Source organism: Pseudonocardia sp. KRD291, assembly GCF_019263595.1.
GTDB lineage: Bacteria > Actinomycetota > Actinomycetes > Mycobacteriales > Pseudonocardiaceae > Pseudonocardia.
Window position 1 is genome coordinate 15,970 of record NZ_JADQDD010000023.1, and the last position, 19,244, is coordinate 35,213.

17 protein-coding genes are annotated in these 19,244 nt (G+C 72.8%); 10 read left to right on the top strand and 7 right to left on the bottom strand.

The genetic code is table 11. The features are described 5' to 3' along the window. The first annotated feature begins 175 nt into the window (after nucleotides 1-175). Complete coding sequence (locus I4I78_RS05875) at nucleotides 176-2,737, top strand: MFS transporter (RefSeq protein ID WP_218610179.1); 2,562 nt, start codon at nucleotides 176-178, stop codon at nucleotides 2,735-2,737. Nucleotides 2,738-2,758: 21 nt separating this feature from the next. Here the strand turns inward: I4I78_RS05875 and I4I78_RS05880 are convergent, their stop codons facing one another. Both I4I78_RS05880 and I4I78_RS05885 read right to left on the bottom strand, forming a co-directional pair. Beyond that, nucleotides 2,759-3,322, bottom strand: coding sequence for a DUF3558 family protein (locus tag I4I78_RS05880; RefSeq protein ID WP_218610164.1), 564 nt, complete (start codon nucleotides 3,320-3,322; stop codon nucleotides 2,759-2,761). After that, nucleotides 3,319-3,675, bottom strand: a complete 357-nt coding sequence (locus tag I4I78_RS05885; protein WP_218610165.1) for a hypothetical protein — start codon at nucleotides 3,673-3,675, stop codon at nucleotides 3,319-3,321. The genes I4I78_RS05880 and I4I78_RS05885 overlap by 4 nt, the downstream gene beginning before the upstream one ends. Nucleotides 3,676-3,861: 186 nt before the next feature. Between I4I78_RS05885 and I4I78_RS05890 the strand changes: the two genes are divergently transcribed. Both I4I78_RS05890 and I4I78_RS05895 read left to right on the top strand, forming a co-directional pair. Beyond that, complete coding sequence (locus I4I78_RS05890; RefSeq protein ID WP_218610166.1) at nucleotides 3,862-4,902, top strand: hypothetical protein; 1,041 nt, start codon at nucleotides 3,862-3,864, stop codon at nucleotides 4,900-4,902. Nucleotides 4,903-4,932: 30 nt separating this feature from the next. Further along, on the top strand, nucleotides 4,933-5,109 hold the full coding sequence (locus I4I78_RS05895; RefSeq protein ID WP_218610167.1) for a hypothetical protein: 177 nt from the start codon (nucleotides 4,933-4,935) through the stop codon (nucleotides 5,107-5,109). Nucleotides 5,110-5,200: 91 nt separating this feature from the next. Here I4I78_RS05895 and I4I78_RS05900 read toward each other — a convergent pair whose 3' ends face one another. Beyond that, nucleotides 5,201-6,154, bottom strand: a complete 954-nt coding sequence (locus I4I78_RS05900) for a DUF808 domain-containing protein (RefSeq protein WP_218610168.1) — start codon at nucleotides 6,152-6,154, stop codon at nucleotides 5,201-5,203. A 231-nt stretch (nucleotides 6,155-6,385) separates the two neighbouring features. Between I4I78_RS05900 and I4I78_RS05905 the strand changes: the two genes are divergently transcribed. Next, nucleotides 6,386-9,475, top strand: coding sequence for a DUF3427 domain-containing protein (locus I4I78_RS05905; protein ID WP_218610169.1), 3,090 nt, complete (start codon nucleotides 6,386-6,388; stop codon nucleotides 9,473-9,475). Nucleotides 9,476-9,500: 25 nt separating this feature from the next. On the opposite strand, the gene I4I78_RS05910 is transcribed toward I4I78_RS05905, so the two are convergent. Next, nucleotides 9,501-10,859 (bottom strand): MFS transporter, encoded by a 1,359-nt coding sequence (locus tag I4I78_RS05910; protein ID WP_218610170.1) that lies wholly within the window; start codon nucleotides 10,857-10,859, stop codon nucleotides 9,501-9,503. Nucleotides 10,860-10,985: 126 nt separating this feature from the next. Here I4I78_RS05910 and I4I78_RS05915 point away from each other — a divergent pair, with 126 nt between their 5' ends. Then, a complete protein-coding gene (locus I4I78_RS05915; protein WP_218610180.1) occupies nucleotides 10,986-11,528 on the top strand; it encodes a GNAT family N-acetyltransferase in 543 nt (180 codons plus the stop codon). A gap of 86 nt (nucleotides 11,529-11,614) precedes the next feature. Continuing rightward, entirely contained in the window at nucleotides 11,615-12,001 is a 387-nt protein-coding gene (locus tag I4I78_RS05920) for a hypothetical protein (protein WP_218610171.1), read from the top strand. A gap of 1 nt (nucleotide 12,002) precedes the next feature. Here I4I78_RS05920 and I4I78_RS05925 read toward each other — a convergent pair whose 3' ends face one another. Further along, a complete protein-coding gene (locus I4I78_RS05925) occupies nucleotides 12,003-12,221 on the bottom strand; it encodes a DUF2945 domain-containing protein (RefSeq protein WP_218610172.1) in 219 nt (72 codons plus the stop codon). Nucleotides 12,222-12,291: 70 nt separating this feature from the next. On the opposite strand from I4I78_RS05925, the gene I4I78_RS05930 reads away from it, so the two are divergent. Then, the gene (locus I4I78_RS05930; RefSeq protein WP_218610173.1) at nucleotides 12,292-12,792 is read left to right on the top strand and encodes a DUF2695 domain-containing protein; all 501 of its coding nucleotides are present in this window, start codon (nucleotides 12,292-12,294) and stop codon (nucleotides 12,790-12,792) included. A gap of 35 nt (nucleotides 12,793-12,827) precedes the next feature. Here the strand turns inward: I4I78_RS05930 and I4I78_RS05935 are convergent, their stop codons facing one another. Continuing rightward, a complete protein-coding gene (locus tag I4I78_RS05935; protein ID WP_218610174.1) occupies nucleotides 12,828-14,834 on the bottom strand; it encodes a M13 family metallopeptidase in 2,007 nt (668 codons plus the stop codon). 106 nt (nucleotides 14,835-14,940) lie between these two features. On the opposite strand from I4I78_RS05935, the gene I4I78_RS05940 reads away from it, so the two are divergent. Together I4I78_RS05940 and I4I78_RS05945 are read left to right on the top strand one after the other, a co-directional pair. After that, complete coding sequence (locus I4I78_RS05940) at nucleotides 14,941-15,576, top strand: hypothetical protein (protein ID WP_218610175.1); 636 nt, start codon at nucleotides 14,941-14,943, stop codon at nucleotides 15,574-15,576. Nucleotides 15,577-15,737: 161 nt separating this feature from the next. After that, nucleotides 15,738-16,619, top strand: coding sequence for a TauD/TfdA family dioxygenase (locus I4I78_RS05945; protein WP_308251928.1), 882 nt, complete (start codon nucleotides 15,738-15,740; stop codon nucleotides 16,617-16,619). A gap of 60 nt (nucleotides 16,620-16,679) precedes the next feature. On the opposite strand, the gene I4I78_RS05950 is transcribed toward I4I78_RS05945, so the two are convergent. Continuing rightward, nucleotides 16,680-17,159, bottom strand: coding sequence for a hypothetical protein (locus I4I78_RS05950; RefSeq protein ID WP_218610176.1), 480 nt, complete (start codon nucleotides 17,157-17,159; stop codon nucleotides 16,680-16,682). A 217-nt stretch (nucleotides 17,160-17,376) separates the two neighbouring features. On the opposite strand from I4I78_RS05950, the gene I4I78_RS05955 reads away from it, so the two are divergent. Next, on the top strand, nucleotides 17,377-19,244 hold a 1,868-nt coding region (locus I4I78_RS05955), incomplete at its 3' end, for a TPM domain-containing protein (RefSeq protein ID WP_218610177.1).

Genomic DNA, 19,244 nt, shown 5'->3' on the forward strand with positions numbered 1-19,244 from the left:
TTGCACGGCGTAACGGTCTGTTGTTCTCCTCCGACGCTTGATTAGCATCAATCAACTAATCGAGGGGAGAACCGTGGCCGTCATCGACCGTGTCTCCGTCCCGGACGCGCCGGCACCGCGCTCCGGCCCGGGGCCGAACTACAAGTGGATCGCGCTGTCGAACACCACGCTCGGCATGCTCATGGCCACGATCAACTCCTCGATCGTGCTGATCGCGCTGCCGGACATCTTCCGCGGCATCGGCATCAACCCCCTCGAGCCCGGCAACACCAGCTACCTGCTGTGGATGATCATGGGGTTCCTGGTCGTCACCGCGGTGCTGGTGGTCGGGTTCGGACGGCTCGGCGACATGTACGGCCGGGTCCGGATGTACAACCTCGGGTTCGCCGTGTTCACCGTGGCCTCGGTCTTCCTGTGGCTCACCTGGCAGCAGGGCGACGCGGCCGCGCTGTGGCTGATCGGCTGGCGGATCGTGCAGGGCGTCGGCGGCGCGTTCCTGATGGCGAACTCCTCGGCGATCCTCACCGACGCGTTCCCGGTCCGGCAGCGCGGCCTCGCGCTGGGGATCAACGGCGTCGCCGCGATCGCGGGCTCGTTCTTCGGGTTGGTCATCGGCGGACTGCTCGGACCGATCGACTGGAAGCTGGTCTTCCTGGTCTCGGTGCCGTTCGGCCTGTTCGGCACGGTGTGGGCCTACCTCAAGCTGCGCGACACCGGCGAGCGACGCCCGGCGAAGATGGACTGGTGGGGCAACATCACCTTCGCGGTGGGCCTGATCGCGGTGCTGGTCGGTATCACCTACGGCATCCAGCCCTACGGCACGTCGGTGATGGGCTGGGGGAGCCCGACCGTGCTGATCTGCCTGATCGGCGGTGTGATCGTGCTGGGCGCGTTCGTGCTGATCGAGCGCAAGGTGTCGAACCCGCTGTTCACGCTGTCGCTGTTCGCCAACCGCCGGTTCACCCTCGGCAACATCGCCAACCTGCTCGCCTCGCTCGGCCGCGGCGGGCTGCAGTTCGTCCTGATCATCTGGCTGCAGGGGATCTGGCTGCCCCAGCACGGTTACTCCTTCGAGGAGACCCCGCTCTGGGCCGGCATCTACATGCTGCCGCTGACGGTCGGCTTCCTGATCGCCGCGCCGGTCTCCGGCGTGCTGTGCGACCGCTACGGCGCCCGCTGGCTCGCCACCGGCGGCATGCTGGTCTCCGCGGTCAGCTTCCTGCTGCTGGAGATCCTGCCGATCAACTTCGGCTACCTCCCGTTCGCTGCGATCCTGCTGGTCAACGGCCTGGGCATGGGCCTGTTCTCCTCGCCGAACCGCGCCGACATCATGAACAGCCTCCCGGACGACGCCCGCGGTGCCGGCGCCGGCATGACGGCCACGTTCCAGAACGCGGCCATGGTCCTGTCGATCGGCTTCTTCTTCAGCCTGATGATCGCCGGGCTGTCGCAGAACCTGCCGTCGGTGATGGAGCAGGGGCTGCTCGCGCACGCCGTCCCGGCCGCCGACGCGTCCCGGATCGCGGACCTGCCCCCGGTGGGCGTGCTGTTCGCGGCGTTCCTGGGCTACAACCCGATCCAGGAGCTGCTCGGGTCGACCGTGGGCACGCTGCCGCCGGACCAGGCCGCGATCCTGACCGGGCACAGCTTCTTCCCGCAGCTGATCTCCGGGCCGTTCGCCGACGGCCTTTCCGCCGCGTTCTGGTTCGCCGTCATCGCGTGCGTGGTCGCCGCGGTCGGGTCCTGGTTCGCGGGCGGCAAGCAGGAGCCGACCGGGGAGCACGAGTCGGTGGGCGGTGAGCTCGCCGCCGTCGCGGGCGGGGCCGGCGCCGGTCCGTCCGAGCTGGTCACGGACGACGCGGTGCCCGACCGCCGTCCGGCCGGTCTCGCGCACGCCGCCGCGTCCAACGGTGCGGCGCAGCCCGCGTCGCACCGCACGGTCGACGAGCGGCGCCACGCCGAGCCCGGGGAGCTGATCGGGCGGCTGTCGGCCGGGTCCGGCGCCGCGGGCGTCGACGGGGTCGTGACGGTGACCGACCGCGACGGACGCCAGATCGCCCGGACCTCGGCCAGCGGCGGCGAGTACTCGCTGCGGGGCCTGCCGCCCGGCACCTACACCGCCGTGGCCAGCGCGCCCGGCTTCCGCCCGGCCGTCACCGCGGTGACGCTGAACGGCGTCGGCGTCGTCCGCGACTTCGCCCTCGACGGCAACGGCCTGGTCACCGGCACCGTCACCGCCGCCGACGGAGGCGCCCCGGTCCCCGGGGCGCTGGTGATCGCGACCGATGCGCGGGGGCAGGTCGTCGGACGGGTGTACGCGGGCCCCGACGGGACGTTCCAGATGGTCGGTATGCCCTCGGGCTCGACCACCGTCGCCGCGAGCGCCACGGACCACGAGCCCTCCGCCGTCACCCTGGCGGTGGAGCCGGGCACCACGTCGGTCGCCGAGCTGGTGCTCTCCTCGACCTCGGGCATGCTCTCCGGGATGGTGACCGGCCCGGACGGGACCGGCCTGTCCGGGGCGACGGTGACCGCGGTGAGCCTGCAGGGCGAGGTCGTCGGCACGGTGGTCGCCGACGGGGCGGGCGAGTATGCCTTCCTCGGGATGCCTGCGGGGGAGTACACGATCGTGGCCAGCACGTTCGCGCCGGTGACCACGTCGGTGGAGGTTCCGGCGGGGGAGGCCACGCGCGTGGATCTGCAGATGGGACGGTCCGAGGACCCCGCGTCGCGCTGAGTGTTCCCGGGGCTCGGGCCTCTACCGACGGATGGTGGTCATGACCGCCTCGGCGAGCTCCTGGGCCCGAGCGCACACGGCGGGACGTTCGGCATCGGGATCGGCTCTCTCGCCGGGGCCGAGGCTCGCGTGAACCCGGACTGCAGCACCTGAGGTGGTGTCGATCGTTTCGAGGCAGATCGGCGGGGTGGCTGAGCCGGGCGTGGCCACCCAGGTCTGCACGGCTCCATATCCGGCCACGGTCGTGGGGACGGCAGTCGGATCGGTGAGAGCGGTCTCCGCCCCGATCGGGAACGTCTGCGCGATGTAGTTCCACCGGTCTTCAGCGCGCCACCCGCAGCCGTTCGTCGTAGCTCCGTTGACCGTGTTCCGGGTGGGGAAGCCCCGGACGATGGCGAACCGGGCCTGCTGATCGCGGTCGAGCATGCTGCAGGGGTCGATCGCCAGGACGTCCAGCTCGGCCGGACGTGGCGGAAGAGTGGAGGTAGGCGCTGCGGTGTCGGTCGGACCGGCCGCGCAGCCGCTCAGCAGCGCGGCGGCGACTGCAGCGAGCGCGGTCGACTCCAGCCAGATCGGGCGGCTCATCCGCGCCGGTCCTGTGCGGCCAGGGCATGGGCGATGTCGTCGTCGGTGTGGCCGTAGTGCAGGGCGGTCAGCCGGAGCAGGGCCGCTGCCTCATCGACCTCCATCTGATGCCGCCAATGCAGGTCGAGTACGTCGGTGAGCTTCGAGTTGAACGCGACCTGGGCATCGGCAGAGATGGGGTCGCCGCCGCACCGGCCGATCTGAAGTGAGGTCTGCGCGTTGATCAGACCGACGTACATGTCATCGGCCTGCCGTCGGAGTGCGGCATGCACGGCCAGGACGTTGTCCGGGTCGACCTGCGTGAGGAGGCCGTCGAACTTCGGATCGTGTTCCGGGAGCCCGGCAACGGTCATGAACGGGAGGGTAAACCGGCGCGGCCGCTGACCGGAGGTGTTCCGACCACGAGTCTCGGCGAGGACGCTGCAACGAACTGTCGCCGAAGGGCTTCTGTTCACCCCCGTGAACGCCGACCGCGGCCGACGGCGCCGAACCGGCCCGTTCCGCTGCCGGGGCGTCGCCGGGTGAGCACCCTCGCGCACATGACCACCTACGCCCACCACCCGTCCGCCTCGACGATCGTCGCCACCTGGCCCACCGGCGCCGGATCCGTCGCCGACCGCGTCACGCGCATCCCGGCGACCTGCGAAGGAGCCGGAGCCCGCCATCTCGCCCAGGCTCTGGACCGGCTCTCCGAGCACCTCTGGATCGCCTACACCACGCCCGGTACCGACGGTACCGACGAGCCCGACGCCGTACGGCTCGCCGCGATCCTGCGGCGGCCGAACATGCCGGTCGGGGATCTGTTGCGGATCGCCGAGGACCGCCGGGACGAGGCCGCGCACACCGTCGGACGGCTGCTCGCCGAGATCGACGACCGCGGATGCCGGGAGGCCGTGGTGCGCGAGGTCGAGGCCGAATGTCACGCGATCCGGTCCGCGATGGCGGGCGACCTGACCGGTCGCGCGCAACAGGCGGTCACCCGGATTCGCCGCGACGTACTCACCTGCCAGTTCACCGCGGCGCATGCCCTCCTACACGACGTACCGATGGGCAGCGAGTTCCTGTTCACCGAGGTCGAACCGGTGGCGGCGTCCGTCGCCGCGCTGGAGTGGCTCGGCGCTGCGGTCCTGGTGACCGCGCGGCTCGACGGGAGCACCTCGGCCGTCCAGCTCCTGGCGCACGCCCAGCTGGTGAGCGAGCGGGACCTGCGGATCGCCATCGCCGTGCTCGACCACCACGTGACGAACGCCGAGGGGGTTGTCCGAGACCTGTTGCAGGAGGCCTTGTTCGCCGCGGCCGGGTACTTCGTGGGCAGCGCGGACGAGAACCTCGACGAGGATCCGCAGCTCCACGGAGGCCGCGCCGGGTCGACCGTCCTCGACCCGGCAGAGCCGGGCCGGTCATTGCTCGAAGGGATCATCCAGGGGATCCAGAGCTGCTTCGAGGTCTATCTCGACGAGACCACCGCACGCGAATGCCCGGACCCGGACCCGCGGCTCACCGGACCACACTGGGCCCAGCAGGTGCGGCAGCGATTCGACGCCGAACTGCGCGAGGTCGTTCAGAAAGCTCGGCTGTAGACCGTTGTCCGATCGGATACCTTCTGTCGCGTGGCTGAACCGGAGAGCGTCGATGCGGTGGCGGAACCGCTCGGGCCCGCGGCCCGCGTTCAGGGGTCCCTCCGAGGCCGGATCTTGATCGCGGCGGACGCCGACGAGACCGACGAGGAGCTCGCTGAACTGATGGAATCGGGTCCGGTCTTCCCGGACGAGCAGGGTTCCCGCTGAGGGCCCTGATCGACGGCCACGTCCTGCACTGCGCGTCGACGGAGACGAAGGGCCGCTCGCTTCCCTGAACGGCTCGCGAAGGGATGCGAGGTCAGGAGTGCTCGGTGCGCTTCTTCCGCTTCGGGACGAGGTGCAGTACGGCCACGATCAGAGCGCCCACGATCAGCCCGACGATCGCCGATCCGATGGTGTTGGTGAGCCACCCCAGAAATCCGCCGAGAGCCCCGGTGGCGTCGGCGACGAGCACCTCCAGGTGGTGCACGAGGGCGTAGGGCGGATGGAAGCCCAGCTCGTCGACACCGACGAGCAGGATGTGCCCGCCGACCCACACCATCGCCGCGATCCCGACGGTCGAGAGTACCGAGAGCACGATCGGCATCGCCCGCACGAGCCCGCGCCCGAACGCGCTCACCGCGCTCGTGCCCCGCTTCGCCAGGGCCAGGCCAGCGTCGTCCATCTTGACGATCAGCGCGACCACGCCGTAGACGAGCGCGGTGATCGCGACCGCGACCACGGCCAGGATGACGGCGCGGGAGACTAAGCCCTCGGCCGCGACCTCGTTCAGAGCGATGACCATGATCTCGGCGGAGAGGATGAAGTCGGTCCGGACGGCGCCGGAGACCACCGTCTTCTCGTGCTCGGCGGGATCGGCGGCGGCCGCCTCGTCGCGCTCGGCCGGGTCGGGTTCGTGTCCGGCGAGGGACTCCCAGATCTTCTCGGCGCCCTCGTAGCAGAGGTACGCCCCGCCCACCATCAGGATCGGTGTCAGCAGCCACGGCGCGAACTGGCTCAGCAGCAGGGCCACCGGCAGGATGATCAGGAGCTTGTTGCGCAGCGAGCCCGTCGCGATCCGCCGGATGATCGACAGCTCGCGCTCGGGCTTGAGGCCCTGCACGTAGCGCGGGGTGACCGCCGCGTCGTCGACGACGACCCCGGCCGCCTTCGCCCCGGCCCGGCCGGCGGCGCCCGCGATGTCGTCGAGGGACGCCGTGGTCAGGCGCACCAGCGCCGCGACGTCGTCGAGCAACGCGAAGAGTCCACTCACCGGGTCACCGTCCGCCGCAGGGCCGAGTCCGTCCGCACGGGCGGGAGCCTACGGCGTGGGTGTTTCGGGCGGCGACGGTCCGTTCATCCGGATCCGTCGACTTTTCGACACGCCGGCTCGCCGGCGGTCTCGACACGCCGGCTCGCCGGCGGCGATGCGGCGGCGACCGTGAACTGTCGGTGCGGCGCGGCATGCTTCACCCGTCCGAGTTGGCCGTCCGAACGGGGTCCCGTGTCCGAACCGCTGCGCGCAGGTGCCCACGAGAGCCTGCGCACCACCGGGCTCGACGCCGCGCTCGCCCGTGTCGCCGCCGATCTGACCCCTCGCTGGGACGGCGTCGCCGACGCGACGCAGCCGCGGGTGCTGGCCCGCCACGTCGCCGCGGTCGTCGAGCGCGCGCTCGCCGAGCAGGACCCGCAGGAGCGGGTCGAGCTGGTCAACCGTCTGATCGGTGTCGTCGCCGACGCCGGGGACGAGCGCTTGCACGACGAGCTGCAGCAGCTCGTCGCGCTCACCCGCCAGATCGCGCCGGGCGTGCACGAGGTGCACCGGCCGCTCACCCCGCTCTCCGACGCCGCGCTGCTCACCAACACCCGCGGCGAGCCGACGCTGCACGCGGAGCTGCGCTCCGAGCTCACCTCCGCCGACCGCGTCGACCTGCTGTGCGCGTTCATCCGCTGGCACGGCATCCGCCTGCTGGAGGCGGAGCTGGACGTGCTGCACGAGCGTCAGGTCCCGTTCCGGGTGATCACCACGACTTACATGGGGGCCACCGAGCAGCGCGCGGTCGACGAGCTGGTGCGCCGCCACGGCGCCGAGATGAAGATCAGCTACGCGAGCGCGACGACCCGGCTGCACGCCAAGGCGTGGCTGTTCCGGCGCGAGACCGGGTTCGACACCGCGTTCGTCGGCAGCTCCAACCTGTCGAGATCCGCGCTGGTCGACGGCCTGGAGTGGAACGTGCGGCTGTCCTCGGTCGCGACCCCGGACCTGATCCGCAAGTTCACCTCGACGTTCGACACCTACTGGTCCGCGCCCGAGTTCACCCCCTACGACCCGGACACCCCCGCCGACTCCGAGCGGCTCGCCGAGGCGCTCGGCGCGAACCGGGCGGACCGGGCCACCAGCACGCTGACCGGCCTGGAGGTCCGCCCGTACGCGCACCAGTCCCAGATCCTGGAGGCCCTCGACGCCGAGCGGTTCGTGCACGACCGGCACCGCAACCTCGTCGTCGCCGCGACCGGTACCGGCAAGACGGTGGTCGCGGCCCTGGACTACGCGCGGCTGCGCGCCGTCCTGCCCCGCGCCCGGCTGCTGTTCGTCGCGCACCGCAAGGAGATCCTGGAGCAGTCCCGGCGCACCTACCGGGCCGTGCTCGCCGACGGCGCGTTCGGCGAGACCTACGTGGCCGGCGAGCGGCCCCAGCGCTGGAACCACGTGTTCGCCAGCGTCCAGTCGCTGGCCGCGTACGGGATCGACAACATCCCGGCGGACCACTTCGACGTGGTCGTCGTCGACGAGTTCCACCACGCCGAGGCGGCGACCTACCAGCGGCTGCTCGCCCACCTGCGTCCGGTCGAGCTGCTCGGGCTCACCGCCACCCCGGAACGCGCCGACGGCGCCGACGTACGCGACCGGTTCGGCGGCCGCAGCGCGTTCGAGCTGCGGCTCTGGGACGCGCTCTCGGCGGACCTGCTCGTGCCGTTCCACTACTTCGGCATCGCCGACGACGTGGATCTGCGAGGCGTCGAGTGGAAGGCCGGCCGCTACGACGAGGCGGCCCTGGACGGGCTCTACACCGGTAACGACGCCCGCGCTGCGAAGATCGTCCGCGAGACCCGGGACAAGGTCACCGACGTGACGCGGATGCGGGCACTGGGCTTCTGCGTCTCGGTCGCGCACGCCGAGTACATGGCCGGGGTGTTCACCCGCGCCGGGATCCCGAGCGCAGCGGTGTCCGGCCGGACCCGGCAGGTCGACCGCGACGAGGCCCTGCGGCGGCTGCGCGACGGTGAGCTGAACGCCCTGTTCGCCGTCGACGTGTTCAACGAGGGTCTCGACGTGCCGCAGGTCGACACGGTGCTGATGCTGCGCCCGACGCAGAGCGCGACGGTGTTCCTGCAGCAGCTCGGCCGTGGTCTGCGCCGCGCGCCGGGCAAGGCCGTTCTGACAGCCCTGGACTTCATCGGCCAGCACCGCCGGGAGTTCCGGTTCGACGTCCGCTACCGGGCGCTGACCGGCAGCACCCGCAAGGGGCTCGAGCGCGACGTGGAGCAGGGGTTCCCGTTCCTGCCGTCCGGCTCGGCGATGGTGCTCGACCCGGTCGCCCAGCGGACCGTGCTCGACGGCGTCCGGTCCCAGCTGCGCTTCACGCGCCGCGACCTCGTCGCCGACGTCCGGTCGCACGGGGACCTGCCGCTGGCCGGGTACCTGCGCGAGTCCGGCACCGAGATCGCCGACCTCTACCGGGGCAAGGGTTCGTGGACGGGCCTGCGCCGCGACGCCGGCCTGCCGACGGCCGCGGTCGGCCCGGACGAGGTGGACCTGCTCAAGCGGGTCGTCTCGTTCGCCCACGTCGACGACCCGGAGCGGGCCGCGCTCTACGCGCGCATCGCCGACCCGGCCGGCCCGGACTACGGCGACCTGACCGAACGCGACCGGCGCCTGGCCCGGATGCTGTTCTTCACGCTCTGGCCCGACCGCGGCGGCTTCGACTCCTACGACGACGGGCTCCGCCACCTGCGCCGGCACCCGGGCGTCTGCGCCGAGATCGTTGAGCTCACCGCGTACGCGCTCGACCAGGCACGGCACCTGCCCAAGCCGCTAGGGGAGGGGATGCAGCACATCCCGCTGCGCAGCCACGCTCACTACAAGCGCGAGGAGATCCTCGCCGCGCTGGACTACGGATCGCTGGACCGGGGCGTCCGTACCCACGTGCAAGGTGTGCAGTGGTCGCCCGAGCATCGCACCGACGCGCTGCTGGTCAACCTGCGCAAGACCGAGCGGGACTTCTCGCCGACCACGATGTACCGCGACTTCGCGTTGCGCCCGGACCTGTTCCACTGGGAGTCGCAGAACGCGACGTCGGTCGCGTCGGAGACGGGTCGGCGCTACCTCGGACACCGGGACCGGGGCACCCACGTCGCGTTGTTCGTCCGTGAGTCGCCGACGAACGATTTCGGCGAGGGTGCGCCGTTCCTCTGCCTCGGGTTGTGCGAGTACGTCTCGCACCAGGGCGAACGACCGATCGCGATCACCTGGAGGCTGCGCCGCGAGATGCCGGGGGAGACGTTCCGGGCGGCGAGCGTCGTCGCGTCCTGACCGCGCCCCGGCCCCGGGCGTCTGCTCAGACGGCCGGGTCCCGCCGACCGGTCAGCAACAGGACGAAGCCCGCGACCGGCAGCACGAGCAACACGAGCAGCGCGGCGGCGATGCCGTACACCGTCGCCAGTCCGCCGATCACCGCCGCGCCGATCCCGGCCCCGGTCAGGAACGCCAGGGTCGCGACCCCGATCGCTCCGCTGCGCTGCTCCGGGGCCACCGCGCCGCCCACGGCGGCGATCATGGCCGGTTGACCGGTCGCAAACGCGACCGTGACGAGCATGACGGCCACCGCCAGCACCCAGGCCGAGCCCCACGCGATCCCGGCCGCCGCGACCAGCAGCCCGGTCGTCGTCGTCACGGACGCGACCAGCAACGTGCGGCGCGCACCGATCCGGGCCAGCAGGACCGAGGCCAGCCGCGGCGAGACCAGCCCGAGCGCGGCCGCGGGCACCAGCACCAGGCCGGTCGTCAGCGGCGTCCAGCCGCGCTCGGCCAGTGCCAGTGGGATCCCCAGCAACAGTGCGAACCAGCTGGCCGGGATCGCCGCGGCGCCCAGGGAGCTGCGCACGACGGTGCTGTTGCCGACGATCGAGCGCGGCAGGAAGCGGTCGGGCCGCGCCCGGACCCACAGCGTCACCGCCGGCACCCCGACCGCGATCAGGACCGCGCCGGTGACCGCGGCCGCCACCCCGGTGGCGGAGGACTGGATGGCGAGTACCAGACCGGACGCGGCGACCGCGACGAGCAGCGCGCCGGTGACGTCGAGTCGGTCACCGTCGCCGGGGACGACCGAGCGCTTCCACAGGTAGGGCACCGCGAGCAGCCCGATCGCGGGGAGCGCGACCGCGGCCCGCCAGCCGCCGAGGGCCTCCAGCGCGCCACCGATCAGCGGCCCGAGCGCCGAGAGCACCGCCGACATCCCGGCCAGCCGGCCCAGCGCCGCACCACGGCCCGGCCCGCTGAACCGGCTGCTCAGCAACGCCGCGGCCAGCACCGGGACCGCGGCCGCACCGAGACCCTGGGCGACGCGGGCGACCAGGAGCGTCGGCAGGTTCGGTGCCGCGGCCGAGGCGAGCGCGCCCAGCGCCAGCAGGACCACCCCGGCGCAGAGCGGCGCCCGGATTCCCACGGCGTCGCCGAGCCGGCCGTGCAGCGGCGTCGCGACGGCGAGTGCGACCGCGTAGGCACTGATCACCCAGGTCGCCGACGCCGTCGAGATCTCCAGCTCGCCGGCCAGCTGCGGCAGCGCGACCGTGACCCCGGACGTGCTGGTGCCGGCGAGGCCGAACAGCAGACCCAGGACCACGGCGAGCAGCCCGGGACGGGGCGGGGTCGGACCGGTCGTGGAGGACGGGCCGGTCGACGTGCCCTGTTGCGTCACGAACCGATCATTACCGACGAAACGGCTCCGGTCACGGGAGAAGCGGTCGGGCTCACCGCCCGGATCGGCGTGGGCACGGTCGGGTCGGGTCGGGTCGGGGTGGGGGCGGCGTACCGTCGCCGCGTGCTGATCCGGCAGGCGAGCCGTGACGACGGGCCGGCGTGCGCGGCGCTCTATGCGCCCTACGTCACCGACACCGTGATCACGTTCGAGAGCGAACCACCGACGGCGGTCGAGATGGCCGACCGGATCGAGGCGGCGAACCTCCGTCACGCCTGGCTGGTCGCCGAGGACGACGACGGCGTCCTGGGCTACGCCTACGGCGGCGAGTGGAAGCCGCGCGCGGCCTACCGGTGGACCTGCGAGGTGGCGGCCTACCGGTGGACCTGCGAGGTGAGCGTCTACCTGCGGTCCGGCGTGCGCCGGACCGGCGCCGGAAGGGCGCTCTACGAGGCGCTGTTCGCGCGGCTCGTCGAGCGCGGTCACCTGGTCGCGGTGGCCGGCATGACGCTGCCGAACGACGCCAGCAGGGGCCTGCACCGCGCGCTGGGCTTCGAACCGGTCGGGACGCACCGGCGGGTCGGCTGGAAGCACGGTGCCTGGCACGACGTCGCCTGGGTGCAGAAGACGCTCGCCCACGGGACCGTGCCGCCGGCCGAGCCTGCGTAGTAGCGCGGATCCCGCTTCCGGGCCCGGGCCGCCAGTATCGTCGTGACGTCCCGGACGAGCCGGGGTCGGCGGCGGGAGCAGCGGCGATGTCGGTCTACTACAGGACTGCCGGGGCGTTCGCCCTGCTGCACGGGCTCGGCTGCGTCCTGGGCGCACTGGGTTTCGGCATGACGGCGGACCACGCCGAGCCGATGAGCACCGACGAGGCCTCCACCGTGTCGCTGCTGATCTTCGTGGTCGGCGTCGTCACGATCGTCGGCGCGTCGATGCCGCTGGGCGGTACGCGCCCGGTGACACTTCTCGTCGGAGTGTTCGCCTCGCTGGCCGTGTCCGGGTACGTGGCCGTGCGGTGGATCGGGAGGGTCGACGGCTTCGGCTACCAGGTCCCGCTGTCCTACGCCGTGATCCCGGTGCTGGTGATCGGCCTGGTGTTCGCCGGCTCCCGGCGCGCGCCGATCACCGCCGCCGGATAGGTCAGGCCTTCTCCAGCTCGCTGTGCAGCTTGAGCACCGTCTGCCCGTCGGACTGCTCCAGCACGTAGGCGGGGTTGTCCTCGGTGCCGTTGCGGCTCTGCTTCGTGCCCTTGATCGTGCGCTCGATGCGGTCGGTGGAGTGGTCGACGACCTTCGCCTCGGGACGGCCGTTGCCCCAGTTCCACGCCACCCGGCTGCCTTTCGCGAACTTCTGCACCATGCCGACGGGTACCCGGCGCCCGGCCGTTCACACCAGTGAACTGTCAGGGGTGCCGGTCATCGTGTCGTCCATGAGCATCGACGACATCCGCCGCCCCACCCCGTTCTCGGTCGACCACTGGCGTGCGGTCATGCACGACGCGATGGACCAGGTGCTGGACGAGATCCTGGACGCGGCCGAGAACGACTGGTCCGACCGGCTCGACGAGGACCTGCGCGACGAGGACCTGTTCGGCGACGACCTGTTCGGGGACCGGAACGAGGTGGGGGACGACGAGCCGCCGGGGGACCCGCCCTCCGCTGCGGAGATCGAGGCGCTCGGCACGCAGCTGCGCGAGGGCCTGACCGCGGCGATCCTGCACGGGACCCGGTTCTGGGGCTGCGACGGGACCCTGCGGTGTTCGGGGGAGTTCCTCGAACGGTCCCGGATGCCGGTGGACCGTGTCCTCGGCGAGTACCGCCGCAGCGGTGTCGCCTGCGACTGCGCGGTCCTGGACACGGTGCTCGGGCGCGGCGACGTCGTGCTCCGCTGCCCGCTCCGTGACCCGGGACCACCGCCGGCCCGGCCGTGAACCGCGTCCGCGCGGTGCCGGCCGGGCCCGCGGTGTCACCAGATGCGCACGCGCCTGCCCGGCTCGGTGAACAGGGCGTCGGTCTGCTCGACGTCGAACGCCTCGTGGAACGCGTCGAGGTTCGTCACCACGGCGTTGCAGCGCAGGTCCGGCGGCGAGTGCGGGTCGGTCGTGAGCCGCCGGATCGCCTCGGCGTCGCGGGTCGTCGCCCGCCAGACCTGGGCCCAGCCGAACAGCACGCGCTGCAGCCCGGTCAGCCCGTCGATCACCGGGGGCTCGGTGTCGCCACAGGCGATCCGGTAGGCGCGCAGGGCGATCGTCAGCCCGCCCAGGTCGCCGATGTTCTCGCCGACGGTCAGGTCGCCGTTCACCTTGTGGTCCGGCAGCCCGGACGGGGACAGCGCGCTGTACTGGTCGATCAACGCCTGGGCGCGGGTCTCGAACTCCGCGCGGTCTCCCGGCTCCCACCAGTCGGTGAGGTTGCCGTCGCCGTCGTAGCGCGAGCCCTGGTCGTCGAAGCCGTGCCCGATCTCGTGCCCGATCACGGCGCCGATCCCGCCGTAGTTCGCGGCGTCGTCGGCCTCGGCGTCGAAGAACGGCGGCTGCAGGATCGCCGCCGGGAACACGATCTCGTTCATCCGGGGGTGGTAGTAGGCGTTGACCGTCTGCGGGGTCATCAGCCACTCGTCGTGGTCGACCGGGCCGCCGAGCTTCGCGTACTCGAAGTCGTTGCGCCAGATGCCGGCGCGGGCGACGTTGCCGAGCAGGTCGTCGGCGGCGATCGTCAGGTCGGAGTAGTCCTTCCACTTGTCCGGGTAGCCGATCTTCGGTGTGAACTTGCCCAGCTTCTCCAGCGCCCGGTCCCGGGTGGCCGGACTCATCCAGTCCAGCGTGGTGATCGACCGGCGGTAGGCCTCGACCAGGTTCGCGACGAGCTCGACCATCCGCTCCTTGGCCGAGGCCGGGAAGTGCCGCTCCACGTAGAGCTTGCCGACCGAGTCGCCGAGGAAGCCCTCGACCAGGGAGACCCCGCGCTTCCAGCGCTCGCGCAGGGTCGGGGTGCCGGACAGGGTGCGCCCGTAGAAGGCGAAGTCCTGCTCGACGACCTCGCCGCTGAGGTAGTCCGCGCAAGCGAAGGTGACGTGGATCGCCAGCCACGCCTGCCACTGCTCCAGCGGGCGCTGCGCCCACAACCGGGCCGCGGCGGCGACGAAGCTCGGCTGCCGGACCACGACCTCGTCGAACGAGCCGGCCGGGACCGCGAGCGCGTCGAGCCAGGCGTCCCAGTCGAACTCGGGGGCGTGGGCGCGCAGCTCGGCGCCGGTCATCAGGGTGTAGGTCTTCTCCGCGTCGCGGTTGACGACCCGGTCCCAGGACTCGGCGGCCAGCGCCGTCTCCAGCTCCATGACCTGCTCGGCGACCCGGACCGGCTCGGCCAGCCCGACCAGCTCGGCCATCGTCTGCAGGTGCTCGACGTAGGCGGCGCGGATCTGCGCCGAGTCCTCGTCGCGGTAGTAGGACTCGTCGGGCAGCCCGAGGCCGGACTGGTTGAGGTGCACCACGTAGCGAGTGGAGTCCTTGGCGTCGGTGGAGATGAAGTCCCCGAACAGCGACGCCCGGCCCTCGCGCTGGCGGCGGCCGAGCACCGCGGCCAGCGCGGCGCGGTCGGTCGTCGCGTAGACCTCGTCGAGCAGCGGGCGCAGCGGCGCGGTGCCGAGCTCCTCGGCCCGCGTGGTGTCCATGAACGAGGCGTAGAGGTCGCCGATCTTCTGGGCGTCGGACCCGGGCTCGGCCGACGAGCGCGCCGACTCCTCGCTGCCGATGCTCGTTCCGCCTGCGCTGCTCTCGATGATCTCCCGGACGTGGTCCTCGGAACGGTCGCGCAGGACCCGGAACGCGCCGTCCTGCGAGCGGTCCTCGGGTATCTCGTGAGTGCTCAGCCACCGGCCGTTGACGTGGGCGAACAGGTCGTCCTGGGGACGGACGTCCGGGTCGACCCAGTTGAGGTCCAGGCCGGAGGGTTTCGGCTCGGTGGTCGTCATTCCCCCATCCTGGCACCGGATCCGGCGTCACGGCACGGCGATGCGTGTGACACCGGCGCCTGCGGTAGAACGGGGCGCCGACCCGTCCATCACCGAGGAGCCCCCGATGACCGACCCCTGGGCCGACGCGCTCGACGGTCCCGACCCGGACGAGGAGTTCGGCGATCTCGTCGAGGTCGTCCGCTCGGTGTTCGACCTGCACCGGGACGGTTCCGAGGTCGAGTGGGCCGCGTGGGCCTGGCGGGTGCTCGCCGGGTCCCGGCTGACGGTGGCCGGGACCGAGATCGAGCGTGGCGTGACCGTGCTGCGGCTGCTCGCGCTGAACGCGTTCTACCGCGAGTTCTGCGCGCGGGCGTTCGAGGAGGGAGAGCCGGGGGAGTGGGCGGCCGACCCGGACCGGGTCGTCGGCGACTATCCGCGCCTGCACCCGGTGCTGCTCGGTGTGCTGGCCGAGCGCCGGGGTGTCGACCTCGACGAGACCCTGGGCCTGGACTTCGACCACGCCGTGACGGCGGCGGCGGTGGACGGGCTCGTCCGGACCGAGTACCGGACGGTGGTCGGGGCGCTGCGCGCCGACGCGGGCGGTCCGGCGGGGTTGTTCGCCTCGCTCGTGGCCACCCGCGAACCGGACGTGCGCTACCCGCTCGACGACGCGGCGGCGGCCGCGGTGCTGGGCGGCGAGCTCACGTTCGGGATGAACGCGGCGTGGCAGTGGCTGGGCAAGGGCGCTCCACTGGTGTGAGGCGTGCGGACGTCGCCGGGTGATGCCGGTGACCGGCGCACTTGCCACGGCGTCGGTGATCTTCCAGTATCGGCGTCGTGACGACACACCTCGACGACGACCTGTCCGTCGGTGGGGTCGGCACGGAACCGTCCCCCACCCGGCCCCGTGCGACTCCCGCCATCGATCTGCTCGAGGGGCGGCGCCTGCTGCGCCGCCTGCCGGGCGACGGGCCGGACCGACCGTTCGAGGCGTTCACGCTCACCCCGGTCGGTGCGACGATCGGGGCCGAGATCACCGGCGTCGACCTGTCCGCGACGCTCACGCCCGCGGTCCGCGAGGAGATCCACCGCGCCCTGCTGGAGTGGAAGGTGCTGTTCTTCCCGGACCAGGACATGACCAGTGCCGCGCAGCGGTCGTTCGGGCTGCTGTGGGGCGAGCTCGAGACGAACCCGATGCTCGAGCAGGGCGACGACGCGAGCATCGTCCGGTTCGCCAAGGGCGGCGACGCCCCGCAGACCTTCGAGAACATCTGGCACGTCGACACCTCGTTCCGGCCCGAGCCGGCGATGGGGGCGGTGCTCCGGATGATCACGACTCCGCCGTCGGGCGGGGACACGCTGTGGGCCGACATGGCCGCCGCCTACGACAACCTCTCCGACGAGGTGCGGGCCCGGATCGACGGCGCGCATGCGGTGCACGACATGGTGCCCGGCTTCGCCCGCTTCCTGGACCCGGACCGGCTCGACCGGCTGCAGGACCGGTTCCCGCCGGTCACCCACCCCGTCGTGCGGACCCACCCGGAGACCGGGCGGCGCACGTTGTTCGTGAACTCCTCGTTCACCACGCGCATCGTCGGGATGGAGCGCACGGAGTCCGACGCGCTGCTGCGGCACCTGTACGCGCAGGCCCACGTGCCCGAGTACCAGGTCCGGCACCGGTGGGTCGAGGGCACCGTCGCGTTCTGGGACAACCGGGCGACCCAGCACTACGCGGTCGGCGACTACCACCCGCACCCGCGGGTCGCCGAGCGCGTGGCGATCGCGGGCGACCGCCCGTTCTGACCGTCCGGCACGGTGGTGGTCGGGATCCGCGCGATCCCGACCACCACCGGCGGCGGACGTTCAGGACGCGGGGCGCCGCCACCGCCGTCGCGGGGTCTCGGGTTCCTGCTCCTCCAGCGGCGCCGCGACGGCGAGCTGCGTGGCCTGCCGGCCGAGGACCTCGAGGTGCGCGCGGACGTCGTTGTGCGTCGGATCCAGCGCGACCTGCTCGGCGATCTCAGCGGCCTGGCTCACCGCGTCGGTGAACGCCGCCTTGGCGGCGTCGAGGCGGTCGGCGATCCGCTTGGCCGGCCCTTGCCGGACGCGGAACCGGGCCGGCTCGATCGAGTCCCCGACGGTCGCCAGGCGGCGCACGGCCTCCAGCTCGGCGTCGAGACGCTTGCCGATCTCACCCAGCCAGGTCCGCACCTGGCCGGTCGGCAGCGCTGCGGTGATCCGGTGGAACCGGGTCACCGTGGACGCGCACTCGCCCACGTAGCCGTTCCAGTACCGCGACAGCGGCGCGGCGGGCGGGTCGGCGGCGGGACGCAGGCGGGGCATGACCCCAGGGTGCCGGATCGGCCGCGCGATCGGACCAACGGGTCGCGGACGGAGCAGCGCGCGGCCGGACTCGGCGGAGACGCACGGCCCGCCTCGCCCGCACCCATGGTGCGAACGTGTCGCCGCGCCGAACGAAAGCTCCATGAGTGCGGCCTCCGGCGCGGGTGCGGGGCCGGGGCGACATGATGGGCACCTCACCATCTCGTCGGAGGTCGTCGTGCGCAGACTGTCCACACTCGTCGCGGCGGCGGTGGTCCTGCTGCTGTCCGGTGCGGGCGTCGCGGTGGCCGAGCCCCCGCCGCGCCTGGCCGACCGGGTCACCGACCGTGCCGGCGTCCTCTACCCGTCCGGGCGGGCGGCCGTGACCGCCGCGATCGACGACCTGCGCACATCCGAGGGCATCGACCTGTTCGTGGTCTACGTCCGGTCGTTCGACGACCTCGACGGGCCGACCTGGGCGGACCGGGCGGCGCAGCGCTCGCAGCTCGGCGACGCCGACGCGCTGCTGGCCGTGGCCACCGAGGACCGCGCCTACGGCACCTCGTTCTCGCAGAGCTTCACGGTCCCGGAGTCGGCGACCGACTCGATCGAGAGCGACGACGTCGAGCCCCGGCTCTCGGCGAACGACTGGGCCGGCGCCGCCGTCGCCATGGCGAACGGGCTGCGTGACGGCGGCAGCAGCAGTGGGGGCGGTGCCGGCGGTGGCCTGGCCACCGGCGCGGCCGTGGTCGGCGGGCTCGTGGTCGTCGGCGGCGGGGCGTACCTGGTCAGCCGGCGTCGCCGGGACCGTGCGGCGGCGCCCTCGGCTCCGGCGCCCGCCGGGCCCGGCCCGGACGACGAGTTCGCCGGCGTCACGACCGAGGACCTGGGATTTCGCGGCAGCCAGGCGCTGCTCGAGATCGACGACGCGGTGCGCACCTCGGAGCAGGAGCTCGCCGCGGCCCGCGCGCACTTCGGCGACGAGGCGGTGGCCGGGTTCGCCGCGGCGCTGGAGCTCTCCCGGGCCGACATGCTGCGCGGCTTCACCCTGCAGCAGCAGCTCGACGACGAGGTCCCGGAGGACGAGCCGACCCGGCGATCGATGCTCGCCGAGATCGTCCATGCCTGCCGGGATGCCGACGAGCGCCTCGACGCCCAGGTCGCGGAGTTCGACGCCCTGCGCAGCCTGGAAGCGGGTGCGCCCGAGTACCTGGCCGGTCTCGGTACGAGCCTGGCCGCCGTGGACGCCCGCGTCGCGCAGGTGGACGCGACCCTGGCCTCGCTGCGCACCCGCTACGCCGCGGCTGCGCTGGCACCGGTGGCGGACAACGTCGGCCGGTCCCGCGAGCTGCTCGCCGCGGCCGCGCAGGAGCTCGTCGCCGCCCGCGGTGAGCTGGCCCGCACGGACCCGGGCCAGGAGCCGGACCCGGGCACCGCCGGATCCGGTGCCCGATCTGCGACGCCGACGGGGGCGGCTACGGCGGACGCGGCCCCGACCGGGCCGGCGACCGGTCGCAGCGCCGCGGTCGTGTCCGGGCGGGCCGCGGAGGAGGCGATCACCCAGGCCGGGACGCTGCTCGACGGCGTCGGGCGGCTGGAGGCCGACCTCGCCGGGGCCGGGGAGAAGATCGCCGCGGCCCGCGCCGAGACCGAGCAGGACCTCGCCGAGGCCCGCGCGATCCTGGCCACCGGGGACCCGGGAGGTCTCGCGGCCCTCGTCGCCCGCGCGGAGGCGGCGCTCGCCTCCGCCGACGAGGGCCTGCGCGCGACCCCGCCCGACCCGCTGGCCGCGCTGCGCCTGGTCGACGATGCCGACGCCGCGCTCGACGAGGGCCTCGCGCAGGCCAAGGATGCCCAGGAGCGGACCCGGCGGATCACCGCGACGCTGGCGCAGACGCTGCTCACCGCGCGGTCGGCCGTCGGCGCGGCGGACGACTTCATCACGACCCGACGCGGTGCCGTCGGCACCGACGCCCGCACCCGTCTCGCCGAGGCACGGCGGCACCTGCAGCAGGCTGAGGCCGGAGGCGACCCGTCCGCGGCACTGACCGAGGCGCAGGCCGCCGACGCGATGGCCCGCGCGGCGCTGCAGCTGGCGCAGTCCGA